General features: G+C 40.6%; 16 protein-coding genes and 1 pseudogene. 13 read left to right on the top strand and 4 right to left on the bottom strand.

Features of this window, described 5'->3' with window-relative positions; genetic code table 11:
• The first annotated feature begins 92 nt into the window (after positions 1-92).
• The gene (locus ABKW31_RS20725) at positions 93-422 is read left to right on the top strand and encodes a hypothetical protein (protein ID WP_348618522.1); all 330 of its coding nucleotides are present in this window, start codon (positions 93-95) and stop codon (positions 420-422) included.
• Positions 423-478: 56 nt separating this feature from the next.
• Here the strand turns inward: ABKW31_RS20725 and ABKW31_RS20720 are convergent, their stop codons facing one another.
• Positions 479-1,147 carry a hypothetical protein gene (locus ABKW31_RS20720; RefSeq protein ID WP_348618521.1) on the bottom strand — a complete coding sequence of 223 codons (669 nt, stop codon included), beginning with the start codon at positions 1,145-1,147 and terminating at the stop codon, positions 479-481.
• A 230-nt stretch (positions 1,148-1,377) separates the two neighbouring features.
• Here ABKW31_RS20720 and ABKW31_RS20715 point away from each other — a divergent pair, with 230 nt between their 5' ends.
• From ABKW31_RS20715 to serA, 11 genes and pseudogenes are all read left to right on the top strand, one after another.
• Positions 1,378-1,692, top strand: a complete 315-nt coding sequence (locus ABKW31_RS20715; protein WP_348618520.1) for a DUF3718 domain-containing protein — start codon at positions 1,378-1,380, stop codon at positions 1,690-1,692.
• A gap of 322 nt (positions 1,693-2,014) precedes the next feature.
• The gene (locus ABKW31_RS20710) at positions 2,015-4,993 is read left to right on the top strand and encodes a TonB-dependent receptor (RefSeq protein WP_348618519.1); all 2,979 of its coding nucleotides are present in this window, start codon (positions 2,015-2,017) and stop codon (positions 4,991-4,993) included.
• A 450-nt stretch (positions 4,994-5,443) separates the two neighbouring features.
• On the top strand, positions 5,444-6,157 hold the full coding sequence (locus ABKW31_RS20705; protein ID WP_348618518.1) for a LytTR family DNA-binding domain-containing protein: 714 nt from the start codon (positions 5,444-5,446) through the stop codon (positions 6,155-6,157).
• 38 nt (positions 6,158-6,195) lie between these two features.
• Positions 6,196-7,344 (top strand): histidine kinase, encoded by a 1,149-nt coding sequence (locus ABKW31_RS20700; RefSeq protein ID WP_348618517.1) that lies wholly within the window; start codon positions 6,196-6,198, stop codon positions 7,342-7,344.
• Complete coding sequence (locus tag ABKW31_RS20695) at positions 7,341-8,168, top strand: LytTR family DNA-binding domain-containing protein (protein ID WP_348618516.1); 828 nt, start codon at positions 7,341-7,343, stop codon at positions 8,166-8,168. The genes ABKW31_RS20700 and ABKW31_RS20695 overlap by 4 nt, the downstream gene beginning before the upstream one ends.
• A gap of 849 nt (positions 8,169-9,017) precedes the next feature.
• Positions 9,018-10,544 carry a cell division protein ZapE gene (gene zapE, locus ABKW31_RS20690; RefSeq protein ID WP_348618515.1) on the top strand — a complete coding sequence of 509 codons (1,527 nt, stop codon included), beginning with the start codon at positions 9,018-9,020 and terminating at the stop codon, positions 10,542-10,544.
• A 75-nt stretch (positions 10,545-10,619) separates the two neighbouring features.
• Positions 10,620-10,772 (top strand): annotated as a pseudogene (locus tag ABKW31_RS20685) (transposase); the annotation flags it as partial.
• A 798-nt stretch (positions 10,773-11,570) separates the two neighbouring features.
• Positions 11,571-12,545: a glutathione synthase gene (gene gshB / locus ABKW31_RS20680; protein WP_348618514.1), complete on the top strand. Its 975-nt coding sequence runs from the start codon at positions 11,571-11,573 to the stop codon at positions 12,543-12,545.
• Between the two features lie 2 nt (positions 12,546-12,547).
• The gene (locus tag ABKW31_RS20675; RefSeq protein WP_348618513.1) at positions 12,548-13,105 is read left to right on the top strand and encodes a YqgE/AlgH family protein; all 558 of its coding nucleotides are present in this window, start codon (positions 12,548-12,550) and stop codon (positions 13,103-13,105) included.
• A gap of 28 nt (positions 13,106-13,133) precedes the next feature.
• Complete coding sequence (gene ruvX / locus ABKW31_RS20670) at positions 13,134-13,562, top strand: Holliday junction resolvase RuvX (protein WP_348618512.1); 429 nt, start codon at positions 13,134-13,136, stop codon at positions 13,560-13,562.
• A 239-nt stretch (positions 13,563-13,801) separates the two neighbouring features.
• Complete coding sequence (gene serA, locus ABKW31_RS20665) at positions 13,802-15,031, top strand: phosphoglycerate dehydrogenase (protein ID WP_348618511.1); 1,230 nt, start codon at positions 13,802-13,804, stop codon at positions 15,029-15,031.
• A 97-nt stretch (positions 15,032-15,128) separates the two neighbouring features.
• Here serA and ABKW31_RS20660 read toward each other — a convergent pair whose 3' ends face one another.
• From ABKW31_RS20660 to ABKW31_RS20650, 3 genes are all read right to left on the bottom strand, one after another.
• Positions 15,129-16,568 (bottom strand): HAMP domain-containing sensor histidine kinase, encoded by a 1,440-nt coding sequence (locus ABKW31_RS20660; RefSeq protein WP_348618510.1) that lies wholly within the window; start codon positions 16,566-16,568, stop codon positions 15,129-15,131.
• Positions 16,569-16,640: 72 nt separating this feature from the next.
• A complete protein-coding gene (locus ABKW31_RS20655) occupies positions 16,641-17,369 on the bottom strand; it encodes a 16S rRNA (uracil(1498)-N(3))-methyltransferase (RefSeq protein ID WP_348618509.1) in 729 nt (242 codons plus the stop codon).
• A gap of 108 nt (positions 17,370-17,477) precedes the next feature.
• Complete coding sequence (locus ABKW31_RS20650; protein ID WP_348618507.1) at positions 17,478-17,648, bottom strand: hypothetical protein; 171 nt, start codon at positions 17,646-17,648, stop codon at positions 17,478-17,480.
• A 284-nt stretch (positions 17,649-17,932) separates the two neighbouring features.
• Between ABKW31_RS20650 and ABKW31_RS20645 the strand changes: the two genes are divergently transcribed.
• Positions 17,933-18,757, top strand: a complete 825-nt coding sequence (locus ABKW31_RS20645; protein ID WP_348618506.1) for a mechanosensitive ion channel domain-containing protein — start codon at positions 17,933-17,935, stop codon at positions 18,755-18,757.
• The last annotated feature ends 134 nt before the right edge of the window (positions 18,758-18,891 follow it).

The following is an 18,891-nucleotide window of genomic DNA, read 5'->3' as shown; positions in this document are numbered from 1 at the left end:
ACAATAAAGTGCAAGGCTGAAAAAACTTTGATATCTTCTTAACAATTATAGACTAAATTTATTTAGCATCCCGGCGTAGTTTGGAGAAAACGATGAATGAAAAACCTTTTTTGGTAAGTGGCCGCAATACACTTATTCATAAAATTAGAAAATTAGATTTATTGGTTACCAATGGTGAGGATCAACCCGCCGTTATTGTGACCCACAAAGCAATTAAAGAATTTACCGGCGAGATCCCTGATAATAAACGTGACGCCAAAATGAGAGACATGGAATTAGTTGATGTCACCACGCTGGAAATTTTTGGCGAAGAAAAAACCTTATTATTTATTCAAACCATTAATGGTAAAGAATATAAGGTTGATTACAGTAAACATGGCACCCCCTTGTTTATTAAAATTCATCAAGAGAATGCTTTCTAAATTTCACTAATTCTGCGTTGATAGCCCTAATTTTTGGGGCTTTTTTATGTCTTATATTAAGCAGGCTGTACAGAGTTAAACCCTAAAATAGGCGTTTTAAAGCCTCTTATTTGAGTGTAATTAGCTTGGTAGATGGCTAGCTGACAAATATCGATTGGGGTACATTCAGAGGCGTTAATAGAATGCAGTAATTTGCTCATGCGCAGAGCGACCGCGATTAATTCTGAACAAAACCACTGCGACAAATCTTCAACGTTATAACTAAGATATTTAAAAAATGGCAGATTATCAGTGGCATCAATAGTGGAGCCAAATAATTGCCAAATGTCATAAGGTTTATGCAGTTGAGCGCGCAAAAATGCCATACATTCGCTCTGGTTTAGGCTAAAGGTATGGCGATTCTGTTCACTCAAAGGTAGCCACCAAATATTGCCATCATAACTTGCAATTCGCTCGCACAGACGATTAATCATAACGCCTGAATTACCGCCATAATAAGTTGATTCAAAAATTTGATGCACAGGCTTTTGAGGGTTATCAGAAGGCGTTTTAGTTTCAATTACGATGGCTAAATGGGTGACGACAGAACGAGTCGTTAGTTTGGCCCAGCGTGAAAAAATGCTATTACCCCCAAAAGCAATAATATCGCCAGGCCGAATGAGTTGTTCAAGTTGTTGATAATCTTTGCAGTGAAACTCAGATATCAGAAATGGTTGGCTTGGCAATGATTCGCCTCCTTGTGTTGTAATGAACAAATGTAACAAAAACACCCTACTGTGCGACAAGGTAACAGATAAATGCGTTGGTTAATCACACCAAACTTGCTTTTTATACCTTGGTCTCAATTAGCCGCTACTCGCCTATTTTAGACCAACTTTACTCACCTGAGCATCTACTTTAGATAGGACCCCGCAACAAAGTCTGCGGTTTTATTTAATTAATATCGAGGTGCAAAATGAAAAAATCATTGTTGATAGCCAGTTTACTTACCGGTGTCTGTTTAGTGAATATGACTCAAGTTCATGCAATGGATAAAAATATGGAAGAAAAGTTGGTCAAAGTATGTGAAGCCGCCAAAAGTGATAGTCGAATTAAGCTACAGCAAGCCATTTCGAATGTATCGACAGGGTATAAAGAAATCGCCGAAAGTTTAGTGTGTAACGGTGTGGATCCTATCACTTTTGCCTTAAATAACGGCGCAGTAAAAACGGCCAAACTGTTGGCCAGTCGTAGTCACAAAGATTTTGACGAGATGTTGGCTAAATTATAAATGTTGGGCCATTTTATCTGCACTCTGATAATAGAATTTAGGGAGTGCAGATAGCATTTTTGCTAGTTTGTTTGTTGGATTCTTTAATTACGACTAACATCTTACAATCTTCTCCATGAGTGCTATTTTTTCACTGCCGTTGAAACCCACTATTTCATTAAATTTTTAGCCCTCAAACGTTTGGTTTTAGCACACCGAGCGCTGGTTTTATCCCTAATCCCGCTTCTGAATTGAACTTTTTGTTAGCGTCGCACCATTGCCTAGCTGCTAATACTGCTAAGCGATCAAACATAATTAAAAATATTCATTCAGGGAGTTTTCCATGGGAAAAATCACATTTAGAAAAAGTTTAGCGGCGCTCGCCGTCGCGGCTTCTATCGGTCTATCTGCTTCGGCCTTTGCGGCTGACACGGGCGGATTAAAAATTAAAATCACTGATGCAAACGGCAATGCAGTTGCTGGTGCCACAGTTAAAGTTAATACCCCAGAAAGTTTAACCAGTAAAGAAGCAGTGTCTGACGCTGATGGTTTTGTTCGTTTAGTCGGTCTTGACCCCTCTCACAAATATCACGTTGATATTGCAGGTTATGGTTATCGTCCATTAGCCGCCGACCAAGTACGTGTTGTAACCGGTAAGAACTTGAACTTAAATTATGTTCTTAGCAGTGAAGATATGGAAAAAATCGAAATCACTGGCGGCCGAGTGGCAACTATGGATACCACCTCTTCAGTAGTGGGAGTCGATATCACCTTAGATATGACCGAGTCTTTGCCAACAGGACGTAGTTTTCAAAGCTATTTGCAACTGGTTCCGGGTGTTAAGCCCAGTATTGGTGGCAACCCTGCTTCTAAATCTGGGGTTAACTATTCTGACGTTCCCGATTCACGTTATGGGGCTGCCGGAAGTTCTTCAGATAACGTTTATTACATAGATGGTGTTAACGTAACAGATAACTCCACAGGTACCTTCGGAGCAAACTTTAACTCTGAAATTATACAGGAACAGCAAATCATCACTGGTGGTATCCCTGCCAAGTATGCTGGCGGTTCGGGTTTGGTTTCTAGGGTCACCACTAAATCTGGTAGTAACGAGTTCCACGGATCTGTTAACTACTATATGCAAAATGACAGCTTAGTTTCTGATTATAAGCCCGACAGTATTGCAGACAAAAGTTTCAAAAATTTTGATACAGCAGTTACGCTTGGCGGCCCCTTAATTGAAGATGAATTATGGTTTTTCGCTTCTTATCAAATTAAGAATGCAAAAACAGACGTACCGGACCCTGCTACTGGAAATGTGGCTCGCTCAGTTGAAAATGAACAGAAACTAGGTTTCGCTAAGTTAACTTGGCAGGCTACTGATGATGATCGTTTGACTTTGACTTACTTCAACGATCCAACAAGTATTAGTGGTTCTGACGTAGTTACTACTGCCAATAACCGAGACAGAGCAAGAGAACAAGGTGGTGACAACTACAAACTTGATTATTCTCATTCTTGGGATGACGTCATTATTAATTTAGGTTACCAAGATCACGAAGGTGAGTTGTCGGATATTGCTGCTGACCAGTCCACTTTAAATGACGTAGCATTTTTAGGGGGAAATTCCACACAAGCTCAGCAGGATTTAGGTGGTTTGGGTTCAAACACCGTGCGTTTCCGCAATAAAACCGGTGGTTATGTCAACGTCGAGTACTATCTAGATACCGCGTATGGTGAGCATAGTTTCGAATTTGGCTATGAAAGAGAAACTAATGAGAACTTCAGTAACTCTATATATACCGGTGATGGCGCGCAATATACTTCAATTGCCGCACAAAATGCGGGCGTAACTTTAGATCAGTATACCGGTCCAGGCTGGACAGGTGTTAAAGATGTGGCGTCTGCTGACTATGAGCGTATTGTTGGAAAAATGTTAGAAAGCAGTGATTCTGGTTTCTATCTTGATCTACTAGACAGCAATGCGGATGGTAATATTAGTAACGCTGAACTAGGTGCTTTGACATTTACCAGTACTGCCGGTAACCCCAATGGTCAGGTCAATAACTACCGTATAGCTCAGACTCAACAGGCTCCGTCAAAACTTCAAAGTAAGGGCCAAATATTTTATGCACAAGACAGTTGGACCTATGAACAATTCACTGTTGTAGCGGGTTTACGTGGCGAAAAATGGGACCACATAGCAGATACCGGTGAGAAAGTATTTACTTTCGACTGGGACTGGGCTCCACGCTTAAGTCTTGTATATGACATTGATGGTGACGGCGAGAGCAAAGTATGGGCGTTTACTGGCCGTTACTATGATCCAGTGCGCACTAACATGACGTCTTTCGCAGGTACATTGGCGGGAACGGTTAGAGAAGAGCAAATATATGTTGAAGATCGTTGGTTAACATTCCGTACCCGTGGCGGTGCGAAAGAGCCTGATGCGATTTTTGCACCAACCACTAAAACGCCTTATACCGATGAAATCATGTTGGGTTACTCAAAAAACATCACTGATGATATGAGCCTGACAGCGACCTATACCGATCGTGAAACTAAAGACATATTGGAAGATTACGATCTTGATTTATACACAAATGTGTACAAAGACACCTTCCTTGAATTGCCTTTATCTTATTTCGGTTACGACACTGCGCCTGCTGCAAACTATTTCATAGCCACCTTAAAAGGTGCTGTACGTAAGTATCAGGGCTATGAATTGACCTTCCGTAAACATCGTGCATTAGATAATTGGACTTTGTTGGCGTCTATTACTCATAACGTTGCAGAAGGTAATAGTAACTCTGATAGTAATGCTGATTATCAAGGTGATTGGAGTGTACTCGACCCGCGGGCTCCTAACCAATATGGTAAGCAACCTGGAAACATCGATAATCAATTTAAACTTGCTGGTAGTTATTTCTTTGACAACGGTTTTGAAGTTGGTGCGATTTATAACTGGAACTCAGGTGTAAGGTACAGCGAAACCATGGCAGTAGGTAGCCGTCATTTACCAATCTTAACTGATACCGCCTATGAATTTGGTGGTTGGACTGATACTTGGATTGCAGATGGAGCTGTGGGTTCTCATACCACTCCTTCATATGGCACTCTAGATGTACGAGTTAAGTACACTATGGATGTAATGGAAACGTATAAGGCAGAATTCTTCCTTGATATATTCAATGCATTGGATGATCAGGCTGTTACTCGTGAACAAGATCTTGTAAACGGTGGCGGTGGATTTGAATTTGGTGAAGCTCAAGGATGGGTTGAGCCAAGAAGATTCTATTTAGGGGCTAGGTTGTCGTTTTAATCATTAGTCCAGTTTTTATATAGTTAAAGATAAAAACCCGATAATTTTATCGGGTTTTTTTTAGGTTAAATTTAGTCGCATCCTTGATTCTGATTTAATTAGCCTAAAATTCAGCGGCGTTTGTACCTCGAAGTGAGTAATTCGTCACATATCAACATACACAAATTAAAAAACGACTAAACTTAAATTGTCGGAGTAGTGACCCGATGAATACATACTAATTTTAGTAACTATGTATTGATTCCTGGAACAGTCTGGGCTGAGTTGTAAAACTTGGCCCATTCTTTTTGGTTAAAGTAGTACTAATTATTATCCTAAAAAGCTTTTTATATATTCATTTTGTGGATTCGCGGCAAAGCCGTCCTAGATTTCCGTCATTCATCTCATTTGTATTCGATATTAGTCCCAAGATTTGTATAGTTAATCCCATCAAATTAAACGGATATTGATATGTACAACTGTATTGTCATAGATGATGAAAGATTGGCTAGGGAACGCATTGTGTCATTTGTAAACGAAAGGGCCAATTGGCAAGTAGTGGCGCAAAGCGCAGAATATGAAGAAGCGCAGGAGTTGATCACCAGATTGCAACCTGATATGTGTTTTATGGACATCAATATAATTGGTGGTAGTGGGGTTGAGTTGGTGAACTCTTTGCGTCACATCGTACCATGTCAATGGGTCTTTACTACCGCACATAGTGAATTTGCCTTGCAAGCTTTTAATATTGGTGCTCTTGATTATTTGCTTAAACCCTTTGAAAACTCGCGATTAGAGACAACCTTGCAAAAGGTAGAACGATTCAAACAAGCGCCACAAAAGAAATCGAAAAAATTATTGGCAGTAAAATCAGTTGGAGCCGTCGAGTTTGTTAATGTCGATGATATAATTTGGATTAAAGGCTCTGCCAATTATGTTGAGTTACATTGTAAGGAGCGCATGTTATTGCACCGAGAAACGTTGGCCAACTTAGAACAACAATTGAGTCCAGAAAAATTTGTCAGAGTGCACCGTTCTGCCATGGTTAATATAGAGAATATCAATTCATTAAGCAGTGAACTGGGACGTTTCTCGTTACTTCATTTGAGTAACGGTGACGAGGTTAAAATAGGGCAGGGGCATCGGGCTTCACTATTTGAGTATTTAGGGATCGATAACCACTAGTCGACGTCAAATTTGCAACCACAAACTAAAGAGTTAATTTGAAAAAAAGTGCTGATAATTTCTTAACCCCAAAAAATAAACCATCCTTTTTGTTGCTGCACACATTAGGATGGTCTGCTTACGTTATGATCTTTGCCGTTGATAATTTGTTTTTTTATCGTGACTTTAATAAGTTAGGTTTAGACGTGTTTTATCCGCTATTTTTAGCCGGCTTGTTTGCATCACTCTTAACTTGGCCGTTGCGCTATGTATATCGCAAGCTATGGCGATTACCACCGCAATGGTTAATTGTGGCTATCGTTTTCTGCAGCTTAGTAGTGGCGGCAATATGGACCCCCTTAAAAAATCTTTCGATGTGGTATTTTTATGAAGATTTTAATGTATTAGGCCTACTCACAGGCGGAGATCTTGATCCACTGTTTAAGTGGTATATGTTATTTATGTCCGTCAGCTATGCTTTTTTCATGATACTGGTTTGGAGTAGTCTGTATTTTGGCATTAATTACCATTATCGATTAGTCAACGAAAAGCAACTGCATTTAGATGCTGTGAGGCTCTCTCATGTGGCACAAATTAAAATGCTGCGTTATCAAATCAATCCCCATTTTCTATTTAATACCCTAAATGCGATATCAACCTTAGTGTTGAAAGGAGACAAGCAAAAAGCCAATGGCATGTTAACTCGCTTGGCTACTTTTTTGCGCTTTTCACTGGATAACGATCCAGAAAAGAAAATTACACTTTATGAAGAATTAAAAGCACTCATGTTGTATCTCGAAATTGAAAAAACGCGCTTTGATGAGCGTTTAACTGTCAAATTTCAGATAGAGCCGCAAACAGAAGCCTTGTTAGTACCAAGTTTATTGCTGCAACCTTTGGTCGAAAATTCAATTAAATATGCGATTGCACATATGGCGACTGGCGGCGTGATTTCGATCAGTGCTTACTGCAAAAATAACTCCTTACATCTTGAAGTTGCTGATAATGGTCCGAGTAACGACAATGCACAAAAAGCATTGGCAAAGCATACGATGAGCGTCAAGAGCGAAACCAAAGGTGGTGTCGGGGTGCAAAATATTATTGAACGTTTAAGGGTGCTTTATCCCAATAAACATGAATTTCAAGTGTATAAAGAAAAACAGAAAGGTTATCGTGTTTTGATTGTCATGCCCATGGAGTACCCATGACTCGTCAATTAACGGCCTTAGTGGTAGATGATGAACCTCTGGCCATTGAGGGATTATGCATGCGCTTAGCCTTGGATGGCCGAGTTAAGGTTGTTGCGCAATGTGCATCAGCCAAACAGGCTTTGCTCGATTTTGACCAGTGGACACCGGATATTATTTTTTTAGACATAGAAATGCCAGAAATGAGCGGTTTAGAGCTGGCCAAGCATATAAAACAACATGCGCAAGTGATGCCTAAAATTGTATTTGTGACTGCTTTTCGTGAGTTTGCCATTAATGCCTTTGACTTCAAGGCTTTTGATTATCTGCTTAAACCCTTCACCGACGAGCGTTTATCACAATGCATTGATAACTTATTTGAAACCTTTGCGGATAGTGAATTAATTCAACAGCATAAGAAGTTAGGCCAGTTATTAAACCGCAAAACGGGCAACTCAATCGATGGTTTATTGCAAAATTTAGAAGTCACAAATCAATCGTCTTTAACTGAGTTACAACATACTATTTCCCTAAAAAACGGCTCAGAATGGCTTAGAGTAAAACTCGATGCCATTATCTGGATTGAGGCCGCTGGAGACTACATGTGCGTGCATACCCTTGAAGGCACACATATTATTCGCAAAACTCTTAAGCAATTTGAACAAGACTTAGATGCCAAGTATTTTCCTCGCATCAATCGGTCAGCAATGGTTAACATCACTAAATTAGTTAAATTAACACCCAATTCGAATGGCGAGTACATGGCATTGTTATCGTCGGGTGCTTCGGTCAAAGTGAGTCGAAAATACAAATTTCGTTTAGAAGAACTAAAAAAGCAGTTGTAGGATAATGCATAGCGTCGCTAGTTCGTTTGTCGCTCGAAATATTCTCAAATTTTATACCCCTGTAACGGTAGATACTGATCTAAAGAGTTTTGGCTATTTGCATTCTAAGGTTGGAACAGGCCTATTTTATCTAAACTCAAAAAGGGTCGAGGTGGTTGGATTTAGACGATTCGTACTACTTCTTTGTGCCAAAAGCCGACATAAGGTTCTAGTCTAGAAAAGGCTTAAATCGACCTAAAGCTGACGTTAGAAAATTCGAACTAACAGACTATATTGAGCGAAGAATCATCATACGATTAATCAAACTTGACCTCAGATAAGTCTGTTTAAATAAAAGTAATATTCAAAACTGGTTTGCACAACTTTAGGAGCCGCTTGTCTTGAATTCTTAATTACGTGGAAACAGTTGATTAATAGACGAAAAATAGCCGACTTTCACTCCCTTAAGAATATAAAATAGATGTCAATATGGAAAACATGAGGCATCATGTATTTTAATTTTAGGAAAAATGACGTTTTATTTTACCTATACTCTGAAGCCTAGGCGTTGCCACATTGTACTAAACAGGTTGTCGACTTGAATATCGGCGCGTGTGAGCAAATCTGTTGTTAAAAATAGAGGGGGTTGTGTCAGGGGGCATTTTATAGCCCTTGAGTGGTTTCGTGTTTTGTCTAGATAACAAACATTTTACCATAATAAGGCTATTTTTATTTATATTATTCAGTTGGTTATGCTGAATTTGGCGTTCAAGTTGAACTCCGAAACTTGAGTCTCTAATACAAATCCATTTGATACCCATACAGAAATCTAGCGTACCATACCATCATGTTGATAAACTCATCAGCTCCATGATGAAGATGATGAAGACGATGAAGACGATGATGATGAAGACGATGATAGCACAACATCGCGTCGCTCGGCGGTGCTTCTCGACAGGCCCCGTGGCAGCGGCTTATGAACTCAAGGTGGACGCGGGGGAGGTGCGACGAGATGACGCGCAAGTCGCTCTGGCGGCAAAATTTGATGCCCTGCACGAGTCTCTTGCCTCGCTCCCACCAGTACCCGTACGCACCGACGATCCGACAGAGAGCAGTTGTACAAGCAGCAGTCCACTGTTACTGTTACTGGCGCGATCCCTGGCATCCGCCCAGTCCTTTCTTCGAAAGAAGTTCCATTTGTGGTCTTTTGGTCCACCACCGCGAGGCATGTACATTCATGGACCGGCCGGGGTCGGCAAGAGCCTTCTAATGGATCTCTTTTACGCGTCGGTTACTGTTCCTGATGATGATTCTTGCTGTAATAATGACAGCCACAGCCACAGCCACAGCCACAAACACGCAAAGATTACCAAACGCCGCGTCCACTTTCATGAATTCATGCTAGACGTCCATCATCGAATCTTTGTCTACAAACAGAAGCACCCTCGAGGTGATGCGATTCCCATCATTGCGCAACAATTGGCACAAGAAGCCCAACTCCTCTGTTTCGATGAATTTCAAGTGACAGACATTGCCGATGCCATGATTTTGAAGCGACTGTTTTTACTATTATTATTGGATTGGAATGTCGTGGTGGTGGCCACCTCGAATCGACCCCCCGATGCCTTGTATGAGGGAGGCATTAACCGATCCCTCTTTTTGCCATTCATCGACATGTTGAAACACACGTCCGACATTATTTCCATGGAGGGTTCCCGCAAGGATTATCGACTCGAACCTCGAGCGGGTGGTCAATCCTATTTTTGGTCAAACAAGGATGTTCATGGCGATAATAATATTAATAACGACATACAGGCGCAGTTGGAAGAAATATTTGGTGGCACTTCATCCGGAACTGAGGCCGAGATCATTCCCGTCCTCTTTGGTCGCACCGTCCAGGTCGCCCGATTGAATGACCGGTGCGCCTGGTTTGACTTTTCCGAGTTGTGCTACCAATCGCTCGGGGCGGCCGATTATACTTCCCTCTGCTGCCGATTTCCGGTCCTCATCATGGACCGAGTCCCCCAACTGGACGCCAATCACCTCAACGAAGCGCGACGATTCGTGACCCTAATTGACGCGTGTTATGAATCTCGCACCCGCTTGGTGCTGGCGGCACAAGTCCCGCTCGACGAATTGTTTGTCGATTTTGAAGCGCAAGTGCAAAGCAGTGATGGAGATGAAGAATTGTTTGTCAGTGAGAAGGGGGGAAACTCGAGTTCCTTTGCGACGACCATGATTCGCACCAAAGAGGGGGAATATTTCGAGTGGTCGGCGACGGGTCTAATTGGCGTGTCACTGGCACAATTATCGTCCGCCAATGATCTCGCCTTTTCCTTTCGACGAGCCGCGTCTCGGTTGGTAGAAATGGGTGGAAAGGAATGGGGACGGCAATGACGAAAGGTCTTTACCTTGCAAACCATTGCACCTATAGCAGAGCAAGGGCTTGCGCCAGGCTGTGCCGTAAAAGTGGCAGGCTTCCGTCTCCATGCAGGTGCCATGATGAGCAACGCACAGGATAGAAGTAAACTCGAAAGGCTGTGCCGTTATATTACCCGCTCTGGGGTATCGGAAAAAAGGTTGGCAATAACGACTTACGGTAAGGTGCCCTACCAACTAAAAAGTGCCTTACATCAGTTGCAGAGACATCATCCTAATTTGCTAAAACTTAGGCTTCTTGCTCCTGAATCGCTATGACCACGAACGTCTGCAATTGGCTCAGGTTGTGTAAAAACTTCAACAACCCAATTAATTACGCAATGCTACGTAAAATGTAAGTTTCCTTAGTTATGAAACTTGGTCAGATTTTAATGTAAGATACATATTTACATCTATTTTTGTTCAAATAATGGGCTGAAAATAGTTTTTACACAGCCTGCGCTCAAAGCCGACCTACCAAGATTTGCACAAAACAGATGTTTTTCCAAATTAGCATAAATTGTGATTTCCAACCCTAGAATGCAAATAGCCAGAGTTTTATCACTGCTAGCTGAATCAATATGTTTAATTCTTGATTTTTAAGGATATCTGCAAGTTTAGTTCAAACCATAGTAATAATTATCGGCTCAGAATACATAAAGCGACCTTTGAACTGACATCTTTTATTTTTACCTAGCTACTCCGGTTTGAGCTATGGACTGGGTTAATTGTTGTTTGTGCTTCTCAATTCTTTAGAATGCGTTTAGTCACAGCGGCATAGAGTAAGTGAAAATAGTACTAAACTAATAAAATCGATAAGTTAGGTCAAATATGGCATACGCATAAACTACGGTTATTTTAGTGTTACAAGCTTGCTTGCTCAGTGTAAACTGGGGAGATTAAAAGTGAGTCTAGTGTATTGAATTTTTGTAATTCAGCACAAAATAGACCAACCTACACATCATGATTTTCACTTACCCATTTTCGCAACGTTAAGGATTAAAATTGACTATTAAACTCGGTATTGTGATGGATCCTATTGCCTCCATCAATATTAAGAAAGATACCAGCTTTGCCATGTTGTTAGCTGCTCAAGCAAGAGATTACGAAATCTTTTATATGGAAATGGCCGATTTGTACTTGCTTAATGGTAAACCTATGGCGACGATGAAGCGTTTGTCGGTGCAATATGATGCGCAAGATTGGTATCAATTTACCGGTGATATTACACAATCTTTGGCTGAGCTTGATGTCATCTTGATGCGCAAAGACCCGCCATTTGACGGTGAGTTTTTGTATGCAACTCAGATGTTTGAATTAGCCGAACAAGCCGGTACATTGGTGGTTAATAAGGCACAAAGTTTACGTGATTTTAATGAGAAACTGTTTACTTCATGGTTTCCAGACCTTATTCCAGATACCTTAGTAACCCGCAATTCGAGCTTGATCAGAGAGTTTCATCAGAAGCATCAAGATATTATTTGTAAACCCTTAGATGGCATGGGCGGTACGTCTATCTTCAGAGTAAAAGAAGACGGCAACAATTTAGGCGTTATTATTGAAACCTTGACTGAATTAGGGTCTCGGTACGCGATGTTTCAGCGTTATTTACCAGAGATTAAAGATGGTGATAAACGTATTTTGATTGTAGACGGTCAAGTGGTTCCATATTGTTTGGCACGTTTGCCCACTAAAGGTGAAAACCGTGGGAACTTAGCGGCTGGTGGTACGGGCAGGCCACAACCTTTATCTGAGTCAGACAAAAAAATAGCCGAGGCGATAGCGCCTCTGTTAGTAGAAAAAGGCCTAATATTTGTTGGTCTGGATGTTATCGGTGACCGCATTACTGAAATTAATGTGACCAGCCCTACCTGCGTGCGAGAAATAGAGGCCGCTTACGACATCAGTATTACCGGTATGTTATTTGACGCCATTGAAGTGCGTTTGCAGGCTAGTCCGCGTCTTGGGAGTCAGTCATAATTATGCAAAGTTTGCAAAATCACTTGTTGATCGCCACCCCAAGTATGGACGACCCTTTCTTCTCACGCACGGTAACCTATATTTGTGAACATAATGAAAATGGCACCATGGGCTTAGTGATTAATCAGCCCATTGGTATGACATTAAAACAGTTGATTGCTCAAACTGATGAAGACGCTATCGTATTAGAAGAAAAAGCCAACGATATTGTTTTATCTGGTGGGCCGGTAAGTCAGGAGAGAGGCTTTATTTTACATACGACTCAGTCAGGTTGGGAGTCTAGCTTGTCGCTGACAGACGATATTATGGTGACGACGTCTAAAGATATATTGGGCTCTTTGGGCAATAGCAATGGTCCAAAAAAATCGTTGGTGGCCTTAGGATATGCTGGCTGGTCAGCCGGTCAGTTAGAAGAAGAGTTGCAAACTAATTCATGGTTAACGATTGAAGCTGATTTAGATCTTTTATTTGAAGTACCCATTCACAAAAAATGGGAAGCTGCGGTACATAAATTAGGTATCGATATTTGGCAACTTGGTCCTGATGTGGGTCACGCTTAATGACTCATATCATCAAGAGCAATATGACATGACGAAGTTAGGACAACGCACCGTGCTTAGTTTTGACTTTGGTACTAAGAGTATCGGTGTCGCTGTTGGGCAGGAAGTTACTGGCACAGCATCGCCTCTTGCCGCTCTAAAAGCCTTAGATGGTATTCCGAATTGGGATGATTTAGCACAAATATTTGCTGAATGGTCTCCGCATTTGGTGGTTGTGGGTTTACCCTTAAATATGGATGGCTCTAATCAACAGGTAACCTTTGCGGCGAAAAAATTCGCCAATCGACTTAATGCAAAATATCGTGTGCCGGTAGAAACCTGTGATGAGCGGCTGACCACAGTAGATGCCAAAGCTCGACTATTTGAATTAGGTGGCTATAAAAAGCTGGATAAACAAAAAGTCGATAGTGTGTCGGCTTGTTTGATTTTTGAAAGTTGGTTCGAGGCACAATTTTAACCAATAGCGTTCATTAATTTCTGCTATTTAGCTTCAAGCCGCATATTACTTAAAATGCGCAAGCGGTTCTGAGACACCGCGATGAGCATAATGCATAATTCATAACTAAAAATCTCAGAATATTTGGCGCTTTTGCCCCTCTATGTCTTTCTAATTGGGCTAAATTCTGCTATTTTCACAACAAATAGACGTCCAGATGTCTGAATGTATATCCTCTAAATCGTAACGCGGAAACCCTAATGAGCAAAGTGTCACTGCCAAAAGATAAAATTAAGATCCTATTACTTGAAGGCTTACATCAAAGTACTTTAGATACCCTTAAATCCAATGGTTATGAAAACATTGAGTATTTAAAAACGTCACTACCTGAAGATGAATTGATAGAAAAAGTAAAAGACGTGCATTTCATCGGTATTCGTTCTCGCACCCAACTCACTGAAGCTGTATTTGAAGCGGCTAATAAATTAGTGGCAGTAGGCTGCTTTTGCATTGGCACCAATCAAGTTGATCTAGACGCCGCACAGAAGCGCGGTATTCCGGTATTCAATGCGCCTTTTTCCAATACACGTTCGGTTGCTGAACTCGCCCTTGGGCAGATAATTTTGCTACTACGTGGTATTCCTGAAAAGAATGCCAAAGCGCATAAAGGTATCTGGGATAAATCGGCCAATGGTTCTTTTGAAGCGCGTGGTAAGACCTTAGGTATAATTGGTTATGGCCATATTGGGACTCAGTTAAGTATTTTGGCTGAACATCTTGGTATGCGAGTGCAATTTTTCGATATTGAAGACAAGCTTGTTCTGGGTAATTCAACCCAAGTAAAAACATTAAAACAATTACTTAAAACTTCTGATGTGATTAGTTTGCATGTACCTGAAACTGAACAAACACAAAATATGATTGGTGAAAAAGAGTTTGCCCTTATGAAGGATGGCGCCATTATCATGAATGCTGCCCGTGGCACTGTCATTGATATTGATGCCTTGGTGGCAGCCTTAAACAGCAAAAAACTCTCTGGTGCAGCGATTGATGTATTTCCAGTTGAACCTAAGTCTAATGACGATCCCTTTGAGTCGCCATTAATGGCCTTTGATAATGTTATATTAACGCCACACGTTGGTGGCAGCACGCAAGAAGCGCAACAGAATATTGGTATTGAAGTAGCGGGCAAACTGGCCAAATACAGCGATAATGGTTCAACGTTGTCAGCAGTCAATTTTCCAGAAGTATCATTGCCTTCACATACTAATCGTTCAAGGTTATTACATATACACCACAATACACCAGGCGTATTGACCAAAATTAACCAAGCTTTTGCTGAAAAGGGCATCAATATTGCCGCGCAATATTTGCAAACTAAAGGCAATATTGGTTATGTAGTCATTGATGTTGAAACCGATGATGCTGCAGAAGCTTTTGAACAGTTAACCTTAATTGAGGGAACCCTCAAAACCCGTATCTTACACTAAGCATTGAGTTGATTTTCAAAGGCCCAGTAACATGATGTATCAAGTTACTGGGCCTTTTTCGTTTTTAATACTGCGATACTAAGTGATGGTACAAGATCTAAAGCGGAAACTGGATGCAGAAATGCACACCCTTACCCAGTGAAGAGTGACAATCAATATTTCCCTTAAGGACTTTCATTACGATATTGTTGCAAATATGCATGCCTAAACCTGTTCCGCCTTTATCTCGTGCTAAAGTAAAAAATGGTTTATAAATATTCTCAATCGTGGTTTCGCTCATGCCAATGCCGTTGTCATGGTAGTCGAGTTGAATTTTGGGATTGTTTGTCTCTGTGTGCAACAAGCTAGCCTTGATATGTATACGTCCATTGACACCGATCGGAAAGGCATGTTGAGCTGAGTTCATAACTAAATTAATTATTATCTGACTGATAGCCCCAGCATTGCTGGTGATGCTTAGCTCAGTGGGTATATCAATACAAAACTTATGCGGTTTTGACTTTAAACGAGGTTTAAGCGAAAGCAATAGCTCAAAAACATAGTCACAGACGTTAAACGTGCGAATATCTTGACTGTGTTGGTCCACTGACAGCTGCTTAAAAGATTTAATCAATAAATCTGCACGGCTTAAGTTGCGAGCAATAATAATTGACGCTTCAGCGGCATCATTAAAATAATTGATCAACTCAGACTTTTTTAAATTTTCACTATTTAACTTGTTGAGTATAATTTGTTGCGTATCGGTCATATAAGTTGATGCCGTTAATGCAACGCCGATGGGCGTATTCACTTCGTGAGTTAAACTCGACATCATGGTACCCAGCTCAGCCATACTCTCTAATTCAATCAGTTGACTTTGAACGCGGGTACGTTGCTCTAAGGCCTTTTTAACTAAGGTATTGGATTCACGTAATGAAACCTGTCGAGCTTCTAATTGCTCATGTAAATTAACATGCTTGCGTAAATCCATCGCCTTTGTTTTAGCATGAGTGAGCAAAGCAGCAATAGTGCGGGCGCCTTGTTGTAAGACCGCTAATTTTTCGTTACTTGGTACTATTTTTTTAACAGAAAAAATGCTGATTAAAGCAATAGCAGAGCCGACAGAGTTAACAACGGGCAGGGTCCAGTTTGACTGGATATCACACTGATTCGCGGCGTCAAGCAAGCCAATCCAAGCTTCTGATTGAGTAAGGTCACCATGAATCAACAGTGATTTTTTTAAGGTTTCACCATCTTCTTCTATATGATTTTGCGCATAATAGTGCCTAATACATTGCTGCATAAAACCATTGAACTCAGTTGACGTTGCACCTAATGGTCTAAAGGACTGCTGGTGGCTAGAGTACAAAACTACCTGACAAAGACTACATTCAAGTATTTTCTCAAGGCACAATGTAATTTTAGTAATGCCTTGCTCTAACATCCCACCATTGAGGATTTCTTCCATGGCAGACACACGAGCTTGATCTAAAAAACGCTGGCTAGTAGGGTTTATTTTAGTGTTAGCATTATTGCTAACCAATTGTAAGGAGTGCATGTTTTCTTTTTATTTTTATTACATGTAACACTAAGTTAACAGATTTAGTTGATATGTAAAGATTGCAGAAGGTTATAAATCTCCATGTATCGCTTGCAATGCAGCGATAGCGGCCACTGCAGCGGTTTCAGTCCTTAAAATGCGAGGGCCCATTTGAATGGTCTGAAATCCTGATTCCTCGGTTTGATAAATTTCTTGTTCTGAAAATCCTCCTTCTGGGCCAATTAAGAGTCTTACTCCTCTATTCGGCACCCGCACATGCCGAAAACTACTTTGTGCCCTTGGATGTAAGGTCAAACGAAGTTGCTCTGTAGACTGGCTAATCCAAGCTTGAAATTCAACTGGAGGATTTAGTTTAGGTAATATATTTCTGCCACTTTGCTCACAGGCAGAGATAATTAATTTTTGCCATTGTTCATGTTTTTTTAACCATCGTTCACTGCTCAGTTTTACACCACAACGTTCGGTAATTAAGGGGCTTATCTCACCCACGCCCAATTCAACAGCCTTTTGGATAACCCACTCCATTCGATCACCTCGTGAAATACCTTGGCCCAAATGAACAACTAAGGGTGACTCAACTGAAAGGGATAGCTTTGAATCAATACAAACAATAACTTTACGTTTAGTTATGTCCACCACATGGGCACTGTATTCGGTCCCATCACCATTAAATATTACCAGTGCTTGGCCCACTTTTGCCCTTAAGACATTAGCCAGATGATTGGTGGCATCTTCTGATAAAACGATGTGCTCGTCGACGGTCATTAAACCAGGGTGAAAAAATCGTGAAATACGCATGTAAGTTAAGTCTAAGAGTGGCAATTGCTAAATGTTATCAACAAATCGGCAGGAGGTTAAACGGAATAATCCCGCTAAGGGTTCCGACTTAGCGGGATTAAATAAGTGTTAGTTAACTTCTATTACATTGCTTGTGCGCATGCTCACATGTGAATGTGGTTTTTGGGCCATGGCGTCAGCCCCTTTACGCGCATGCTTGGTATTCTTACCTGTTTCTTTTGAAACAGAAAAAGCCAGCAGTACAACAATAGAAAAAACTAAAAAATATATTAGCAACATTTTCAATTCCTTTAAAAACATTAAGCTGCCCGAAATTTTCGGAAACAGAAGTATACCACTAACATTTTAGATTGCTCAAAAATGTTTATAAAAAAGTGCCGACTTAACAAAATGTGTTTATTTAATCGACCAGTACAATTTAAGCTAAGTTAATGACGATTTTATTAATCTAATAAAATTTATAAGCATGGCATTTGTTGTTTTTACAGTTTCTTTATTATGCTTTAGAATGCCCCTGCAAGACCCAAACACCTTGGAAGTAGCACTTACAACTGGAGTAACTTATGTTTGATTTTGATCCACAAGAGGTATCTGGCTTAGTTGATACCTATGTCATCCCTTGGTCCATTAATATAGTAATGGCCCTAATAATTTACGTTATCGGACGAATTATCGTCAAAATTTTGGTCAACTTGTTTGGCAAAGTAATGGCACGCTCCAAATATGACGATATGTTGGTGGATTTTGTTAAAGCCATCTTAAACGCCATATTGATGTTATTTGTAATAGTGGCATCCTTAGATAGATTAGGGGTTGATACCACTTCATTGGTGGCTATTTTAGGTGCAGCTGGTTTAGCGATTGGCTTGTCACTACAAGGCTCACTACAAAACTTTGCAGCTGGCGTTATGTTGCTGGTTTTCCGTCCTTTTAAAGCGGGAGACTTTGTTGAAGCAGGTGGTACAGCTGGGGTAGTTAAAAGTATCAGTATTTTTACTACCATAATGACAACACCTGATAACAAAGAAATTATTGTTCCCAACGGGTCTATTTATGGCGGCAATATCACTAATTTCTCGGCTAAACCTACCCGTCGTGTCGATATGGTTATTGGCATTAGTTATGACAGTGATTTAAGAAAAGCGAAAGCTATTTTGAATGAAATGGTCGCGGCAGACGAACGAATTCTGAAAGATCCTGAGCCAAAGGTTGCTGTGTCTGAATTAGCCGATAGTAGTGTTAATTTTATAGTGCGTCCTTGGGTTGCATCGGCAGATTTCTGGGCAGTGAAATGGGACTTTACTGAGGCAGTTAAACTAAGATTTGATCAAGAGGGAATTATTATTCCTTACCCTCAAATGGATGTGCATTTGCATAAAACTGAATAAATTCAGAGCAATAAAAAAGCCAGAACTGTTGTCAGTTCTGGCTTTTTTTTGTTTTTATGTCCCATCCTGAAATACGTTGACATAAAGAGGACTTCTTTATGGAAACATCAAGTAATAAAAGCGCTAGACGGTCA

This window comes from Paraglaciecola sp. 25GB23A, from assembly GCF_040012495.1.
Classification (GTDB): Bacteria; Pseudomonadota; Gammaproteobacteria; order Enterobacterales; family Alteromonadaceae; genus Paraglaciecola.
This window is presented reverse-complemented; position numbering and strand designations above follow the sequence as displayed.